This window comes from Pseudomonas sp. G5001, assembly GCF_013385475.1.
GTDB lineage: Bacteria > Pseudomonadota > Gammaproteobacteria > Pseudomonadales > Pseudomonadaceae > Aquipseudomonas.
Genome location: NZ_JACAPZ010000049.1, coordinates 99,205 through 116,170, shown reverse-complemented (window position 1 = coordinate 116,170; position 16,966 = coordinate 99,205). Strand labels below are relative to the sequence as shown.

At 55.6% G+C, this 16,966-nt stretch carries 13 protein-coding genes; 9 read left to right on the top strand and 4 right to left on the bottom strand.

Translation table 11 applies throughout. The features are described from left to right. Positions 1–62 precede the first annotated feature (62 nt). Genes HX805_RS29900 through HX805_RS29890 form a run of 3 tightly spaced genes read right to left on the bottom strand, consistent with a single transcriptional unit; the run spans position 63 to position 3,419 of the window. Positions 63–1,964 (bottom strand): cation acetate symporter, encoded by a 1,902-nt coding sequence (locus HX805_RS29900; RefSeq protein WP_177117571.1) that lies wholly within the window; start codon positions 1,962–1,964, stop codon positions 63–65. Next, positions 1,951–2,295 carry a DUF485 domain-containing protein gene (locus HX805_RS29895; protein ID WP_168426229.1) on the bottom strand — a complete coding sequence of 115 codons (345 nt, stop codon included), beginning with the start codon at positions 2,293–2,295 and terminating at the stop codon, positions 1,951–1,953. Before HX805_RS29895 ends, HX805_RS29900 begins: the two co-directional genes overlap by 14 nt. Continuing rightward, the gene (locus HX805_RS29890) at positions 2,292–3,419 is read right to left on the bottom strand and encodes a M20 family metallopeptidase (protein WP_218167456.1); all 1,128 of its coding nucleotides are present in this window, start codon (positions 3,417–3,419) and stop codon (positions 2,292–2,294) included. Before HX805_RS29890 ends, HX805_RS29895 begins: the two co-directional genes overlap by 4 nt. A gap of 353 nt (positions 3,420–3,772) precedes the next feature. On the opposite strand from HX805_RS29890, the gene HX805_RS29885 reads away from it, so the two are divergent. Beyond that, positions 3,773–5,113 carry an aminotransferase class I/II-fold pyridoxal phosphate-dependent enzyme gene (locus HX805_RS29885; protein ID WP_177117570.1) on the top strand — a complete coding sequence of 447 codons (1,341 nt, stop codon included), beginning with the start codon at positions 3,773–3,775 and terminating at the stop codon, positions 5,111–5,113. A 95-nt stretch (positions 5,114–5,208) separates the two neighbouring features. Here HX805_RS29885 and HX805_RS29880 read toward each other — a convergent pair whose 3' ends face one another. Next, entirely contained in the window at positions 5,209–5,928 is a 720-nt protein-coding gene (locus HX805_RS29880; protein WP_177117569.1) for a DJ-1/PfpI family protein, read from the bottom strand. A gap of 222 nt (positions 5,929–6,150) precedes the next feature. Between HX805_RS29880 and HX805_RS29875 the strand changes: the two genes are divergently transcribed. The 8 genes from HX805_RS29875 (at position 6,151) to HX805_RS29840 (ending at position 16,954) form a co-directional block, all read left to right on the top strand. Beyond that, positions 6,151–7,659 carry a sigma-54-dependent transcriptional regulator gene (locus HX805_RS29875; RefSeq protein WP_177117568.1) on the top strand — a complete coding sequence of 503 codons (1,509 nt, stop codon included), beginning with the start codon at positions 6,151–6,153 and terminating at the stop codon, positions 7,657–7,659. Positions 7,660–7,981: 322 nt separating this feature from the next. Continuing rightward, positions 7,982–8,365, top strand: a complete 384-nt coding sequence (gene gcvH, locus HX805_RS29870; RefSeq protein ID WP_177117567.1) for a glycine cleavage system protein GcvH — start codon at positions 7,982–7,984, stop codon at positions 8,363–8,365. 9 nt (positions 8,366–8,374) lie between these two features. Continuing rightward, on the top strand, positions 8,375–11,224 hold the full coding sequence (gene gcvP, locus HX805_RS29865) for an aminomethyl-transferring glycine dehydrogenase (protein ID WP_177117566.1): 2,850 nt from the start codon (positions 8,375–8,377) through the stop codon (positions 11,222–11,224). A 20-nt stretch (positions 11,225–11,244) separates the two neighbouring features. Then, a complete protein-coding gene (gene glyA, locus HX805_RS29860; protein WP_177054720.1) occupies positions 11,245–12,501 on the top strand; it encodes a serine hydroxymethyltransferase in 1,257 nt (418 codons plus the stop codon). 176 nt (positions 12,502–12,677) lie between these two features. Continuing rightward, positions 12,678–14,054, top strand: coding sequence for an L-serine ammonia-lyase (locus HX805_RS29855; protein WP_177117565.1), 1,377 nt, complete (start codon positions 12,678–12,680; stop codon positions 14,052–14,054). Positions 14,055–14,088: 34 nt separating this feature from the next. Then, positions 14,089–15,213, top strand: coding sequence for a glycine cleavage system aminomethyltransferase GcvT (gene gcvT / locus HX805_RS29850; protein WP_177117564.1), 1,125 nt, complete (start codon positions 14,089–14,091; stop codon positions 15,211–15,213). A 31-nt stretch (positions 15,214–15,244) separates the two neighbouring features. Beyond that, positions 15,245–16,225, top strand: coding sequence for a lipoyl synthase (gene lipA / locus HX805_RS29845; RefSeq protein ID WP_177117563.1), 981 nt, complete (start codon positions 15,245–15,247; stop codon positions 16,223–16,225). A gap of 441 nt (positions 16,226–16,666) precedes the next feature. Continuing rightward, positions 16,667–16,954 (top strand): c-type cytochrome, encoded by a 288-nt coding sequence (locus HX805_RS29840; protein ID WP_177054724.1) that lies wholly within the window; start codon positions 16,667–16,669, stop codon positions 16,952–16,954. Positions 16,955–16,966: the final 12 nt, after the last annotated feature.

The window sequence follows — 16,966 nt, the reverse complement described above, 5'->3', positions numbered from 1 at the left end:
TACAACAACTTCCATGTGTTTTTTGTCGCTAAGAGTACAATGATGAAACATATTAAATCATGTTAATGATTAACAGCCTCTTCCACTCCGATACCACTGTCACGTCGAAACACTAGAGCCCGCCATTTCTCATCAGCATCTATCCGCCGCCGGTAGAGCAAAGATCCCAACACTAGAAAGAGTGCGCCGAGTGGAACAGAAATTATTCCTGGGTTTCTCAAACTGATCAGCGGCTTTTCCAAACCAACCAAACTTGTTGTTTGTGTGCCAGTAGCGTCAAATTTATCCTTGTTCGCCTGTAGATTTACGCGTGCCTTGGAAATTTTTGAAGTAAGGGCATCGATCTCGCTCTGGTTGAGGTTTGGCTCATCAAGATGCAGTTTTAGCGTCCGAATTTCCTCAGTTAGGTTATTCATAGCTAACGTAGTATCTGCTCGAATGGCCGATGGGTATTGCATGTTAGGCGAAACGAGTACAAGAGCTATTGCAGTTAACGTTCCACCAAGTACTCCACAGATAACACCAAATATGTTGCAGTGTTTCCAGTAAAGCGTACCTATCAAAGCGGGAAGGTTGGCAGATGCTGCAACGGCATAAGCAAGTGCGACCAACTGTGCCACATTTTGCCCTTTGGCTAACAGGCTCGCGAAAATAGCAACTGCACCTACAATAATCGCTGCAAGTTTCCCTGCAATCATCTGCTGCCGGTCTGTAGCTTCGCCCTTCTTGATTGCTCCTACGTAGATGTCGTGCGCCAGCGACGATGCAGCTGCGAGGGTTAATCCTGCAACGACCGCAACAATCGTAGCGAACGCAACTGCAGCTACTAGGCCAAGCAGTATGTTGCCTGATGCCGTAAGTGATCCGCCTCCGAGGAACTGCGCCAGTAACGGAGCTGCCAGGTTGCCGCCTTTCTCACCAGCGATGATGTTCGAGCTTCCCACATAATAAGCCGCGGCGAAGCCCAGGAAAATTATGAGTAAATGACATGCCCCAATCGCAAGCATGGCCCACAGCACAGACTTACGTGCGGTTTGTGCGTCACGAACAGTGAAAAAACGCATGAGAATATGAGGCAATGCGGCGGTACCGAGCGTAAGCGCCAAACCTAACGAAACTTGCTCCATTGGGTTTTTCAGGTACAAGCCCGGCTCGAAGAATGTTTTCGTGACGAGCTTTGCATCCTCACCCGTAACAAGTGCGCGACCATGCGCAAGATAATCGAATAGCGTAGTTTGATTTATCAGCGACTCGAAAAAGGCTGCGATATTGAGATGGAACGGTAAAAGCGCCAGAATTGTTAGCCCTGCACAAGCGGTAAGCAGCAGGCCAGCCTTGATAATTTGTACCCAAGTTGTTGCCGTCATCCCGCCAAGTGTAACGTATGCGAGCATCAGTACCCCAACGACGACGACGGAAACCTCATACTTCACGCCTAGCAAGGCATAGAGCAAGACCGCGCCACCAACAATTTGGGGGATCATGTAAGCAATTACAATTACCACGCTTGACGTAGCGGCCAGGATCTTAGACGTGCGAAAGTCATAACGATACGCAAGTACATCGCCAAATGTATAGCGACCAAGATTTCGACATGGCTCAGCAACAAATAGAAGAACAGGCATTAATGCTACAAAGAAACCTACAAGGTAAATGATGCCGTCAAACCCATAGAGTGCGATTAGACCTGATACCCCAAGAAACGCCGCGGCAGATAGATAGTCGCCAGCAATCGCCAAACCATTCTGAACCCCAGAGATTCCTCCGCCAGCGGTGTAGAAATCACGGGTGCTTTTTCCTTGCTTTGAAGCCAACCATGTGATGATTAGCGTCAGTAAAATGACCGTCAAAAACGCAGAAAACGCATGAGGCTTGTATTCTTCTGGTACCAAATCTGCTGCATTTGCATGGGCTGTTATTAGCATAACGCCACATCCGGCAGTACAGTGTTTAATTATGTTCATGGTCTGCTCTCCAGGTGCTGGCAAACAACTTTATCTGAGCATCAATGCGCTTCATGCGATATGCATAAATCAACGCGAGACCTCCAACAAAGAAATATTGCGACAATGCAAAGGCAGTTCCTATATTAAGCCCTCCAATCAGCGGTAATACATAGATATCTCGAAACCAGCCTGCGCCGATGATGAAAGCAAAATAGTAAGTGAAGAAGACCGCGCTGAGCGTTATCAACATTCTATTTTTCTCAGCCATGCACTTTTCGAATGAATCGACTGCTGACGATTTTTCGCCCATCCGTAAATCCGCTTGGAATACTTGATGAATGGTGTTCACGATTGCCAGTCCTCCAGAATTCTGGAATAAATATTTACGCACTCATGAATGCGCTCCACGCTGCACCATTCATCTGTTTGATGCGCACAAGAGGGCTCTCCGGGGCCTAGTACAATTGCTGGTACGTCGCCAAATACCTCTCTGAGTACAGGGCCGTCGGTAAAGAAGGCAACGGTTCGTGCCTGTGATTTCTCACCAGTAACTGACTCGACAGTTTCTGTTACCTGGCGAATCCATAGGTTGGAAAGATCGTTCGAAAGTGCCGGAACGTCGACATCCGTTGAGAGCTGCACTTTATCGCCGATATGGGCTCCAACCCTGCCGCATAAGTCGTGATGCGAGATCCCGCATACGGTGCGAATATCGATGGTGAAGGCGGAGATGTCGGGAACTGAGTTGACATTCATGCCTCCCGTGATCGTGCCAACATTCAAGGTAGGGTTGCCGAGCAATGGATCGACCGGAGTGTCAAAGTCGAATTGCCGCAATTTTTGGATCGCATCTACAGTGTGGTAGATAGCGTTATCACCAAGTTCAGGCATGGCACCGTGCGCAGTTTTCCCGTTTGCTTTGCCTGTTAGCCAGAGTGCGCCTTTGTGGCCAACAACACATCGGTTCGAGGTGGGCTCACCGATGAGCAGTGCACCAACGTCCATGCCGGGCAGGTCAAGCTCACATAAGCGCTTAGCCCCTTCGCAGCCAGTCTCCTCACCAGCGGTCAGTACGACCAAGACTGGTGGCATAAAACCATTCGTAGTCTTGAATCTTTCCAGCGCGCTAAGGAACGCTGCAATACCGCTTTTCATATCTGAAGAGCCGCGACCGTAAAGACGATCGCCTATCACCTCGCCACCTAATGGCTTTTGGGTCCATGGGGCAGCCCCCAATGGGACTGTGTCGAGATGGCCTGTGAAACACAATCTCGATCCGGACGCCGTGGCGTTCCATGCGAGAAGATTAGACCGTCCCTTTCCAATCGATTGGACCAGCGTTGCAAGTCCCAATGAGTTTAGAGCCAGCTCCAAAGCATTGACGAGCTCGCCTTCATTGCCGGGGGGATTGATCGTGTTGGTGCAAACCAGGTGTCGCGTCAGTTCTATGGGGTCACGCAGACTTAGGGGCACGATGGGATTCCTATGTTAGGAAACAAGAAGCCGAACCTAGACATGACGGCAGGAATAGCCATGTACTGGTACGTTATATTTTTTGTACCAGCAGAATTTATAGCGGCATGCCATTCAGGTCAACAGAAAAGGCACAAATGGTCGTCATCAAATACGACCGTATGTCTTAGGCATGAGTCGTGCACCTTTTTTGTCCTAGCATTTTGGCTTCATGCATCTGAACGGTGCGTCTTTGTGTGTAGGTTTGTCCCAGTTCGAGTTAGAGTATGTCTACGTGCCTAGGAGTCAGTCGTTCGCTAAACAAAATCCCCCGAGTGGGTTAAGCGATCGCAAAGAGTTAGTCGAGGATTTGTATGTTCAAGCTGCAACCCCATGAAATTGCTGAAGGCAAGGCAGAGTCGATTCGGCGTGCGATTGAGCAGGCCATCCTGGATGATCGTCTTAAGCCTGGTGAAAGCCTTCCCACAGTGCGCAGCCTTGCCGCTGACCTAGGCGTCAACAAAAACACTGTGGTTGTTGCTTATCGTCAATTACAGATGACAGGCTTGGTGGTGTCTGATGGGAGACGCGGTTCGATCGTCGCGAACCAGTCTTCGCCCGGCCCATCGTCCGAATCCGGCCCCCCTCAGATGATGTCGGTGCGTGACGGCAACCCTGATATAGCCTTTCTTCCCGACGAAAACGATATTCGCGACGCGTTCTCTCGTATGAATCTGGAGAATCACCTTTATGGTGAGCAACGGAATAACCCAGGATTCGTGAAGTGGGCAGTGGAATGCTTCTCGGCGGACGGTGTACCCGTGGATAAGGGCATTTTTGTTTCCGCCGGCGCTCTCGATTTGATCGAGCGCGCCCTCGACGCGGCCGGGCTCGTTCCGGGTGACAAGGTTGGTGTAGAGGATCCCGGCTATATGAGTTTGCTAGCCTTGACGCGCTTGATGGGATTTGAACTGGTACCGCTTGCGCTCGATCAGCACGGAATCCTGCCAGAAAGCTTGCAGTCAGCGCTTGATGGGGGCGTAAAGGCCGTTTTGTTTAGTAGCCGTGCACAGAATCCAACCGGCATCTCGACCTCGAAAGAGCGCGCATTGGCACTGAAAGAGATCGCTGCCAATGCCGATGATGTTCTGTTCATAGATGACGATCATTCCAGCCTTCTACAGCTTGCCCCTTACAACTCTTGGCATGTTCGGGATGATGGACCCTGGCTCGTTGTCAGGTCGTTATCCAAATTTTTGGGGCCTGACTATCGACTCGCAGTTTCAACTGGGGACGTTCAGACAATAGAGAGCCTCGAAAACAGACAGGCTGTTGGAATGGGCTGGGTCAGTACGTTCTTGCAACGTTTGGCTCTGCAGCTTCTCACTAGTCCAGCGATGCGCAGAAAATTCAGCACAGGTGGCGCAGCCTATATCGAGCGTCATACAGCGCTGCTTACTTTGCTGAGGAAAAAGGGTTTTCGCGTGCTTGGGGGTGCAGGGCTTAATCTGTGGTTACCCATCGCCGATGAGCGTGCAGTTGCTGAGCGGCTGTTTGATGCTGGTTGGCTCGTGCGTACGGGGCGTGATTTCTGTGTCGCCCCCCAGTCAGGCATTAGGATCACTTCCTCAAAAATGACTCCGCAACAGAGTATTGTGTTTGTTGACGCACTTCTCGCTGCGCGCCACGCATTGGCAACGACACTCTCCGCTTGAGCTAGAAGCAAAAAAAACGGTCAATGCCACCAAGTACTTCGGTTGGCATTGATCGCCTCGCTCTCCGTGTAGAAAGCTAACCCCCCGCCGTGAACCTACGCTTCGGCCAATGCTTTATTGGCTCGAGCGGCTTGATAAGCGCGAGCAGTTCCGAGACGCTTGGCCGTAATTGGCCCTGCCCGCTCTGTGACCGCGCGCAAGACATTTGAGGGGGCGCTTTTTGGTGAGCCCGCCTGAAATGGCGGTTCCGGATCGTAAGCCATATAGAGTTGTAGCTCCTGGGCTACCGTGTCTCCTCGCAACAACGAAGCCAGTACCAGCGAACCATCTATCCCGGAAGTCACTCCGCCAGCGCTGACAAGTTTCCCGTCAATGACAACGCGCTCATCACTTGGGATGGCTCCAAAATACGGGAGTGTTTCCATGGCAGTCCAATGGGTTGTCGCGCGCTTTCCCTCAAGCAGTCCAGCCCCGCCGCACAACAATGCGCCGGTACAAACTGAGAAAACGTACTTTGCGTTTGCGGCTTGCTTTCGGAGAAAAGACAGTACGACCTCATCGTGCATTAAGTCTTCCTGGCCATATCCGCCTGGAACAAGCAGCACGTCGAGTTGTGGAGCCTCATCCAACGTCGTGTCAGCCAGCAACAGCATTCCGAAAAGATCACGAACCGGCTCCTTGTCCTTCCAAATAGTCAAAAAGGTCGAATTTGGCACACGCGCCAACGCTTCGAACGGGCCGGTGAAGTCGCACTGATCCATGTTCGGAAAAATCAGGCCGCCGATAGTCAGATGGGTTTCTAGTGGAATGGTCATGCTTGCTCCGACATCATCAAGGTTTGTGGTACAACGTGAGTTATGTACCAGTACAATTATAGGCTATCGTCTTATCTGTCAATAAATTTTGACTCGGCAGCCATGGCGTACCAGAAATTTCGGCATGAGGTTTTGCCTCTCAGATCACTGAGGCCGGGCTACTACACCGGAATATCGATAACAGCTTTTCGCCAAGTCAAACGCACCCTCGTTAGGTCACCTATGCGCATCCACGTCACTTTCATCGATCGAGTTGGTATCACCCAGGAAGTACTAGCCCTGCTTTGCGGGCGAAGTTTCAATTTGGATGCTGTGGAGATGGTCCCGCCGAACGTTTACATTGATGCTCCGACGCTTGGTGTCGAGGTGTTGGAAGAGTTGCGAGAGGCCCTTCTCGGAGTGCAGGGCGTGCAGGCGGTGAAAGTGGTCGACATCCTTCCTGGACAGCGTCGACACTTGCAGCTCGATGCGTTGCTTGCCGCCAGTTCCGACCCGGTGCTGGCGGTAGATGAATGCGGCCATGTGCTGCTGGCCAACCCTGCGCTGATTACTTTGTCCGGGTGCGAGCCTGCGGGTGAGTCACTGGCCAAGCTGTTCAATGATTCTGATTTGTTGACTTCGCTGATCGAACACGCTTTTCGCTTGCCGATGCGAGAGGTTAGCCTCGGTGGGCAGACCTTGTTGCTCGATGCCATGCCGATCACTGAGGCCGGCGCTTTAATAACGCTCTACCAGCCGAGCCGAATCGTCGAGCGTCTGTCGGCGCTGCGCCATGACCATGCCGATGGGTTTGATGCGCTGCTCGGTGATTCCCCTCCCATTCATCTACTCAAGGCTCGCGCCCATCGCGTGGGAGTGCTCGATGCACCGCTGCTGATTCAAGGCGAAACTGGCACTGGTAAAGAGCTGGTCGCCCGCGCCTGTCATGCGATCAGCAGTCGGTGTGACGCGCCGTTCCTCGCTTTGAACTGCGCGGCATTGCCAGAGAACCTCGCCGAGAGTGAGCTGTTCGGCTACGCCGCGGGCGCCTTCACCGGCGCGCAACGGGGCGGGAAGCTTGGCCTGCTGGAACTGGCCGATCAAGGTACGGTATTCCTCGACGAAATCGGGGAAATGTCGCCGTATCTGCAAGCTAAGCTGCTGCGTTTTCTGAGCGATGGGTGTTTCCGTCGGGTTGGCGGGGATCGAGAGGTCAAGGTCAACGTAAGGATCCTCAGTGCGACACACCGCAACTTGGAAAAAATGGTTAGCGAAGGCCATTTTCGCGAGGACCTGTTCTATCGCCTCAACGTGCTCAACCTGCAGGTGCCGCCGCTGCGCGAGCGCGGCAACGACATCCTGTTGATGGCCCAGCACTTCATGCGGCAGGCATGTGCGCAGATCCAGCGTCCGATTTGCCACCTGGCACCCAGCACCTTTCCCACCCTGCTCGGCAATCGCTGGCCGGGCAACGTGCGACAACTGCAAAACGTGATCTTCCGGGCGGCAGCCATTTGTGAAACCCCTCTGGTGGATCTCGACGATCTGGACATTGCGCGCACGGCGGTGGAGCGGCACAGCACTGCAGAGGTAACGAGCTTGGAGGAGGCTGTCGCAGGTTTTGAGAAAAACCTCCTTGAGCAGCTTTACAGCAGCTACCCCTCCAGCCGGCTACTGGCGGTGCGTTTGCAGACTTCACACAGTGCGATTGCCATCCGACTGCGCAAGTACCGTATTCCCGGTAGGCCTTGAAGTCTTGGGCGGGGTGCATGTTCGTTGCGACCAAAAGAACACTGTACGCAAATCAATACGCAGTATCGAAATCACGACAAAACCTTTGCGACCTGTCTACCTCGGCTTTCGCTTTCTGCCAGCCCGGACAATTGTATTTATTTCAATACGGCTAATTCTAATTAATGCCTTTAAAAACTCATAACTATATGATTTAAAAGAACTAATATTAGTTGGCATTGCCCTTGCTAATTCCTCACCGGACGCGCTCGCTACCTAAGTCGAGCCTGCCTATCGCCATCCACCACCCGCCGTGGATGAGTCAGAACAATGAGGATTAGATATGAGCGAATTGCGTTTTACTGAAGATCACGAATGGCTGCGTATCGAAGCTGACGGCACTGTCACCGTCGGTGTCACCGCCTTCGCCCAGCAGGCGCTGGGGGATGTGGTATTCGTCCAGGTCCCGGAGTTGGGAAGTTTTAAAGCCGGTGCTGAGGTCTCAGTGCTTGAATCCGTCAAAGCCGCTAGCACCATCGGCATGCCACTCGCCGGCGACATCGTCGAAGCCAATTCAAAGCTCATTGACACCCCGGAACTGGTCAACGAAGACCCGTTCGGCGAAGGCTGGTTCTTCCGTTTTCAACCTACTGATCCGGCTGCGCTTGCACGAATGCTTGACCAGGTCGCCTACAACCAACTGATCCAAGACCAGGCCGACGAGTGAGGATGCCCCATGACTGCGCTCCTCGACACCCGTAATGAATTCATCGCTCGCCATATCGGCCCTCGCGCCGATGACGAGCAAGCCATGCTCCTCAGTCTCGGTTTTGAATCCCTGGAAGAGCTGACTGCGAGCGTGATTCCGGACAGTATCAAAGGTACCAGCGTGCTCTGTTTCGAGGACGGCCTGAGCGAAGCTGACGCCCTCGCCGCAATCAAGGCCATCGCTGGCGAGAACCAGTTGTTCAAGACCTTCATCGGACAGGGTTACTACGGTACCTACACGCCGTCGCCGATCCTGCGCAACCTGCTGGAGAACCCGGCTTGGTACACCGCTTACACCCCATACCAGCCGGAAATTTCTCAGGGCCGTCTGGAAGCGCTGCTGAACTTCCAAACCCTGATCAGCGATCTCACCGGCCTACCAATCGCCAACGCCTCGCTGCTCGACGAAGCCACCGCTGCTGCTGAAGCGATGACCTTCTGCAAACGCCTGAGCAAGAACAAAGGTAGCCACGCGTTCTTTGCCTCCGTGCATTGCCACCCGCAAACCCTTGACGTGCTGCGCACCCGTGCAGAGCCGTTGGGCATCGACGTAGTAGTTGGTGACGAGCGTGACCTGAGCGACGTAACACCGTTCTTCGGCGCATTGCTGCAATACCCGGCGAGCAACGGTGACGTGTTTGATTACCGTGAACTGACCGAACGCTTCCATGCGGCTAACGCGTTGGTCGCGGTGGCGGCCGACCTGCTGGCCCTGACCTTGCTGACTGCACCGGGTGAGTTCGGCGCTGACGTCGCCATCGGTTCGGCGCAACGCTTCGGCGTGCCACTTGGCTTCGGAGGCCCGCACGCAGCGTATTTCTCTACTCAGGAAGCGTACAAGCGAGACATGCCTGGCCGTCTGGTTGGCGTATCGGTGGATCGCTTCGGCGAGCCTGCCCTGCGCTTGGCGATGCAAACTCGCGAGCAACACATTCGCCGCGAGAAAGCCACCAGTAACATCTGCACCGCACAGGTATTGCTGGCCAACATCGCTGGCATGTACGCCGTGTATCATGGCCCGAAAGGCTTGACGCAGATCGCGCAGCGTGTGCATCGACTGACCGCGATTCTGGCCAAAGGTTTGAGCTCTTTGGGTTTGAACGTCGAACAAGCCAGTTTCTTCGACACGCTGACGATTAAAACCGACGCGCAAACCTCATCCTTGCATGAGCGTGCTCATTCACAACAGATCAACCTGCGCGTAGTGGATGCTGAGCGACTGGGCTTGTCTCTCGATGAAACCAGCACCCAGGCCGACGTTGAGAATCTGTGGAGTTTGCTGGCTGAAGGCAGCGCGCTGCCGGACTTCGCCACTCTTGCTGCGAGCGTGCAAAGCACCATCCCAGTGGCCTTGGTGCGCAAATCTCGAGTCCTCAGTCACCCGGTGTTCAACCGTTATCACTCGGAAACCGAGCTGATGCGCTACCTGCGCAAGTTGGCGGACAAGGACCTGGCATTGGATCGCACCATGATCCCGCTGGGCTCGTGCACCATGAAACTCAACGCTGCCAGTGAAATGATCCCTGTGACCTGGGCCGAGTTCGGCGCCCTGCACCCGTTCGCTCCGGCCGAGCAAAGCGCCGGCTACCAGCAACTGACCGATGAACTGGAAGCGATGCTCTGCGCGGCCACCGGTTACGACTCGGTCTCGCTGCAACCGAACGCCGGTTCCCAAGGCGAATACGCCGGCCTGCTGGCCATCCGCGCCTATCACCGGAGCCGTGGCGAAGACCGTCGCGACATCTGCCTGATCCCGTCGTCTGCCCACGGCACCAACCCGGCCACCGCGCAAATGGCTGGTATGAGAGTCGTGGTGACCGCCTGCGATGCTCTTGGCAACGTCGACATCGAAGACCTGCGCGCCAAGGCCATCGAGCACCGCGAACACCTCGCCGCGCTGATGATCACCTACCCGTCGACCCACGGCGTGTTCGAAGAAGGGATCCGCGAAATCTGCGACATCATTCATGACCACGGCGGTCAGGTGTACATCGACGGCGCCAACATGAATGCCATGGTCGGTCTCTGCGCGCCTGGCAAGTTTGGCGGCGACGTCTCGCATCTGAATCTGCACAAGACTTTCTGCATTCCCCACGGCGGTGGAGGCCCAGGCGTCGGCCCGATTGGCGTCAAGTCGCACCTGACGCCGTTCCTGCCGGGCCACGGCAAGATGAAACGCAAGGAAGGCGCGGTCTGTGCGGCACCGTTCGGCAGCGCGAGCATTCTGCCGATCACCTGGATGTACATCCGCATGATGGGTGGCGCGGGTCTCAAGCGCGCTTCACAGTTGGCGATCCTCAACGCCAACTACATTTCTCGTCAGCTCGAAGAGCACTACCCGGTGCTGTACACCGGTAGCAACGGTCTGGTGGCGCACGAGTGCATCCTGGATCTGCGCCCGCTCAAGGACAGCAGCGGTATCAGCGTCGACGACGTGGCCAAGCGCCTGATCGACTTCGGCTTCCACGCCCCGACCATGTCATTCCCGGTGGCCGGCACGTTGATGATCGAGCCGACCGAAAGCGAATCCAAGGAAGAACTGGACCGTTTCTGCGACGCCATGATCCGCATCCGCGAAGAAATCCGTGCGGTGGAAAACGGCACCCTGGACAGGGATGACAACCCGCTGAAAAACGCCCCGCACACCGCTGCGGAACTGGTTGGCAAGTGGTCGCACCCGTACAGCCGCGAGAAGGCGGTTTACCCGCTCTACACCTTGGTCGACGGCAAGTACTGGCCGCCGGTTGGCCGGGTGGACAACGTGTTTGGCGATCGCAACCTGATCTGTGCCTGCCCGTCCATCGCCGACTACGCCTGAAAACAACAGAGGATCACACCATGTTTAGCAAACACGACCAGATCAAAGGCTACGACGACGAACTGCTAGCCGCGATTAATGCCGAGGACGTGCGGCAAGAACATCACATCGAGTTGATCGCCTCGGAAAACTACACCAGTCAACGGGTGATGGAGGCGCAAGGCAGTGGTCTGACCAACAAGTATGCCGAAGGCTATCCCGGCAAGCGCTATTACGGTGGTTGCGAGCACGTCGACGTGGTCGAACAACTGGCCATCGACCGTGCAAAGCAATTGTTCGGCGCCGATTACGCGAACGTCCAACCGCATTCCGGCAGCCAAGCAAACGCGGCAGTGTTCTTGGCGCTGCTCCAAGCCGGTGACACTGTGCTGGGGATGAGCCTGGCCCATGGCGGGCATTTGACCCACGGCGCCAAAGTGAGTTTTTCCGGCAAACTCTACAACGCTAAGGAGTACGGTATCGACGTCCGTACCGGACTGATCGACTACGATGAGGTCGAGCGCTTGGCCGTCGAGCACCAGCCGAAGATGATCATCGCCGGCTTCTCGGCTTACTCCAAAACCCTGGACTTCCCGCGCTTCCGCCAGATTGCCGACAAGGTCGGTGCTTACTTGTTCGTCGATATGGCCCATTTCGCCGGGCTGGTGGCGGTCGGGTTGTACCCGAGTCCGCTGCCTTACGCCGACGTGGTCACCACCACGACCCACAAGACTCTGCGCGGACCGCGCGGTGGCTTGATTCTGGCCAAGTCCAATCCTGACCTGGAGAAAAAGCTCAATGCCGCCGTATTCCCCGGTGGCCAGGGTGGCCCACTGATGCACGTGATCGCCGCCAAAGCCGTGTGTTTCAAGGAAGCGTTGGAGCCGGAGTTCAAGTCCTATCAGGCGCAGGTGATCCGCAATGCCCAAGCCATGGCGAACGTATTTATCGAGCGCGGTTATGACGTGGTGTCTGATGGCACCGACAACCATCTGTTCCTGGTTAGCCTGATCCGGCAGCGTCTGACCGGCAAGGACGCCGATGCGGCCCTAGGTCGCGTCGGCATTACCGTGAACAAGAACGCAGTGCCCAACGATCCGCAATCGCCGTTTGTGACCTCCGGGTTGCGCATCGGCACGCCAGCGATTACCAGCCGCGGCTTCAAAGAGGCCCAGAGTATCGAAGTGGCTGGCTGGATTTGCGACATCCTCAACCACCTCGGCGATGCTGATGTCGAGGCCCACATCGCCCGACAAGTCGCTGCCTTGTGCAGCGACTTCCCGGTGTATCGCAGCTGAGTTACTGAACTCCATAAGCGCAGGAACGAGTTGAGCCGTTCCTGCACTCGAACTTCATTTTGGAATTATTCGATGCCACGAATCATCAAGCGTGAGGCGGTTAATCCGCTCCCACAAAAATATGGGTCAAACCGAAGATTGCGCCAATTCCTCTAATAAGAAATCGGAGAACAACCATGTCGTTAAGCGTGTTCGACCTGTTCAAGATTGGCATTGGCCCCTCCAGCTCCCACACCGTCGGCCCGATGCGCGCGGCTGCCCGTTTTGCCGAAGGCTTGCGCCGTGAAGGGCTGCTGGCCGCTACCACCTGCGTCAAGGTCGAGCTTTACGGCTCACTCGGCGCCACCGGCAAAGGCCACGGCAGCGACAAGGCTGTGCTGCTCGGCCTGGAAGGTGAACACCCGGACACCGTGAACACCGAAACCGTCGCCGCCCGTCTGCAAGGGATTCGTGGCAACGGACGCTTGAACCTGCTCGGCGAACACAGCATTGCGTTCAACGAGAAAGAACACCTGGCGATGATTCGCAAACCGCTGGCTTATCACCCCAACGGCATGATCTTTCGCGCCTTCGACGCGGCTGGCCTGCAAATCCGCAGTCGCGAGTATTACTCGGTGGGCGGTGGTTTCGTGGTCGATGAAGACGCCGCCGGCGCCGATCGCATCGTCGAAGACGCCACTCCCCTGACCTTCCCGTTCAAAAGCGCCAAGGACCTGCTCGGTCATTGCGCCACGTATGGCTTATCGATCAGCCAGGTGATGCTGACCAACGAAAGTGCCTGGCGCCCGGAAGCGGAGACCCGTGCCGGCCTGCTGAACATCTGGCAAGTGATGCAGGACTGCGTCGACGCCGGTTGCCGCAACGAAGGCATCCTGCCCGGCGGGCTGAAGGTAAAACGTAGAGCGGCGGCGTTGCACCGGCAACTGTGCAAGACCCCGGAATCGTCCCTGCGCGATCCGCTGTCGGTGCTCGACTGGGTCAACCTCTACGCCCTCGCGGTCAACGAGGAAAACGCCAACGGCGGGCGCGTGGTCACGGCGCCTACCAACGGCGCAGCGGGCATCATCCCGGCCGTTTTGCACTACTACATGCGCTTCATTCCCGGCGCCAACGAAGACGGCGTCGTGCGTTTTCTGCTGACCGCCGCCGCCATCGGCATTCTCTACAAGGAAAACGCCTCGATCTCCGGTGCCGAAGTCGGCTGCCAGGGTGAAGTCGGCGTGGCTTGCTCCATGGCGGCCGGTGCCTTGTGCGAAGTGCTGGGCGGCACCGTGCAACAAGTGGAAAACGCCGCCGAAATTGGCATGGAACACAACCTCGGCCTGACCTGCGACCCGATCGGCGGGCTGGTGCAAGTGCCTTGCATCGAGCGTAACGCCATGGGTTCGGTGAAAGCCATCAATGCGGTGCGCATGGCGTTGCGCGGCGACGGTCAGCACTTTGTCTCCCTCGACAAGGTCATCCGCACCATGCGCCAGACCGGCGCCGACATGAAAAGCAAATACAAAGAAACCGCCCGTGGCGGATTGGCGGTCAACATTATCGAGTGCTGATGCGCGCATCAGCCAACTTTTTCAGGAGCTGGATATGTCCACCGAACAACTGTTGAAAACCCCGTTGCACGCACTGCACCTCGAACTCGGCGCCCGCATGGTGCCGTTTGCCGGCTACGACATGCCGGTGCAATACCCGCTAGGAGTGATGAAAGAACACCTGCACACCCGCGACCAGGCCGGGCTGTTCGATGTCTCGCACATGGGCCAGATCCGCCTGACGGGTGTTAATGCCGCCAAGGCCCTGGAAACCCTGGTTCCGGTGGATATCATCGACCTGCCGATGGGGATGCAACGCTATGCGCTATTCACCAACGACGCTGGCGGCATCCTCGACGACCTGATGGTCGCCAACCTAGGCAACGACGAACTGTTCCTGGTGGTCAACGCGGCCTGCAAGGATCAGGACCTCGCGCACCTGCGCAAACACATCGGCGAGCAATGCAACATTGAACCGCTGTTCGAAGAGCGCGCGCTGCTGGCGTTGCAAGGTCCGGCCGCCGTCACCGTGCTCGCGCGCCTGGCACCGGAAGTGGTGAAGATGACCTTCATGCAGTTCGCCCGCTTGCAACTTCTGGGTGTGGAGTGCTTTATCAGTCGCTCGGGTTACACCGGCGAGGACGGTTTCGAAATCTCCGTACCGGCCAATTACGCTCAGCATCTGGCCCGCGCCCTACTGAATGAGCCGGAGGTTGAGGCCATCGGCCTTGGCGCCCGCGACTCATTGCGCCTGGAGGCCGGCCTGTGTCTCTACGGTCACGACATGAGCATTGATACCACCCCGATCGAAGCCAGCTTGTTGTGGGCCATCTCTAAGACGCGACGAGCCGATGGCACCCGTGCCGGTGGCTTCCCGGGCGCTGAAACCCTATTCACCCAACTGCAAGCCGGTGTCAGCCGCAAGCGCGTAGGCCTCTTGCCGCAGGAGCGTACGCCAGTTCGTGAAGGGGCACAGATTATCGATATAGCTGGCGACGTTATCGGGATAGTTTGCAGTGGAGGTTTCGGCCCAACGCTAAATGCTCCTTTGGCGATTGGCTATGTGAACAGCGCCCACTTGTTAAGCAACGACGATGTCTGGGCGGTAGTGCGCGGAAAACATGTTCCGATGAAAATTGCCAAAACACCGTTTGTACCACAACGCTACTTCCGAGGCTGATGCCTCATTGTTATGAGTTGATGGAGAGCGTATGAGCACACTACAAAAAACATCCCAAGTGTCCCAAGTGAAAGTGGAGGTAGGGGTTAAATTACGTGGCGCGGAAAAGGTCGCTCGAATTCCGGTTAAAATCATTCCAACCGATGAATTTCCACGTAAGCCGGATTGGATACGAGTACAAATTCCGGTCAGTCCCGAGGTAGAGCGTGTTAAGCAAATTCTTCGTAAGCACAAACTACACAGTGTGTGCGAAGAAGCCTCCTGTCCGAACTTGGGTGAGTGTTTTTCTGGAGGCACGGCAACCTTCATGATCATGGGTGACATCTGCACCCGTCGCTGTCCGTTCTGCGATGTCGGTCACGGTCGCCCAAAGCCCTTAGACGCTGATGAACCCCGCAACTTGGCGATTGCCATTGCTGACCTGCGCCTGAAGTACGTGGTCATTACCTCGGTCGATCGCGATGACTTGCGCGATGGTGGCGCCCAGCACTTTGTCGATTGCCTACGCGAAATCCGTAAGCTATCGCCAGGTGTTCAGCTGGAGACCTTGGTCCCGGATTATCGTGGCCGTATGGACGTCGCCTTGCAGATAACAACCAGTGAGCCACCCGACGTATTCAACCACAACCTCGAGACTGTACCGCGCCTGTATAAAGCGGTACGACCGGGTTCGGATTTCGAGTGGTCCCTGGATCTCTTGAAAAAGTTCAAGCTGCTAGTACCAAATGTACCGACCAAGTCAGGCCTCATGCTGGGGCTTGGGGAAACCAATGAGGAAGTCATCGATGTCATGAGACGCCTGCGTGAGCATGACGTTGACATGCTTACCCTTGGCCAGTACTTGCAGCCTTCGCGTAATCATTTGCCAGTTCAGCGTTTTGTTCATCCGGACGAATTTGCCTGGTTCGCGGAGGAAGGTAGCCGGATAGGCTTCAAGAATGTTGCATCCGGACCGTTGGTGCGCTCGTCCTACCATGCCGATCAACAAGTTGAAAAAACCAAGAATCGATAGCCTGATTTGCCATTAATTTTCTCGGGTTAATTGTATAGATCGGTTGCTGCGACGCTCACAGCCAAGCTACACATGCGAGTGCTGTGGGGGGGGGGCCAAAACCGCCGCCCCTGGCTACCCGTCACATGAAGTTAGTCCAGCTAAGAAAAATTACCTCGCCTACAAATAAACGCGGCACGCATCGACATAAAGAATCACCTGCGACAACTCGCCACAGATAGCGCGCCTGGCTCTCAGGCGCACCTCACCTCAAAGATTAGGCCGTCTGGTGCGGCGGCCTGTCGCACTTGGTGTGTCAAAACACTCTTATTAAACTCAAAACGCCTTCGTGATGTGCTTTCTGCCAAGCGGAGAATGAACTGGTAATGCTCATCCGCAACGGATTGACTCTGCCCCTGCGAAGGCGTCGCGTGATTATAAAAATGCCCAACGAGGTCCACCGTGAAAAAAATATTGGCAGCTGTTTGTTTACTCGTACTTTCAAATGCTTATGCCGCCCAAGAGCCTGAAGCGGTGTTCAGCCGCTCCTGCACTATGTGCCATAACGGCCAGTCACCCATGGCTCCAAAAAAAGGTGATCAAGTGGCTTGGAAACCACGCTTGGAGCAAGGCACCGACGTATTGGTCAAGCACGTGACCGAGGGTTTTAAAGCCATGCCACCACGGGGATTGTGCACGGACTGTAGCGCCGAAGATTACAAAGCCGTGATTGCCTGGATGTCCAAGTAGGGTTAGGGGTAG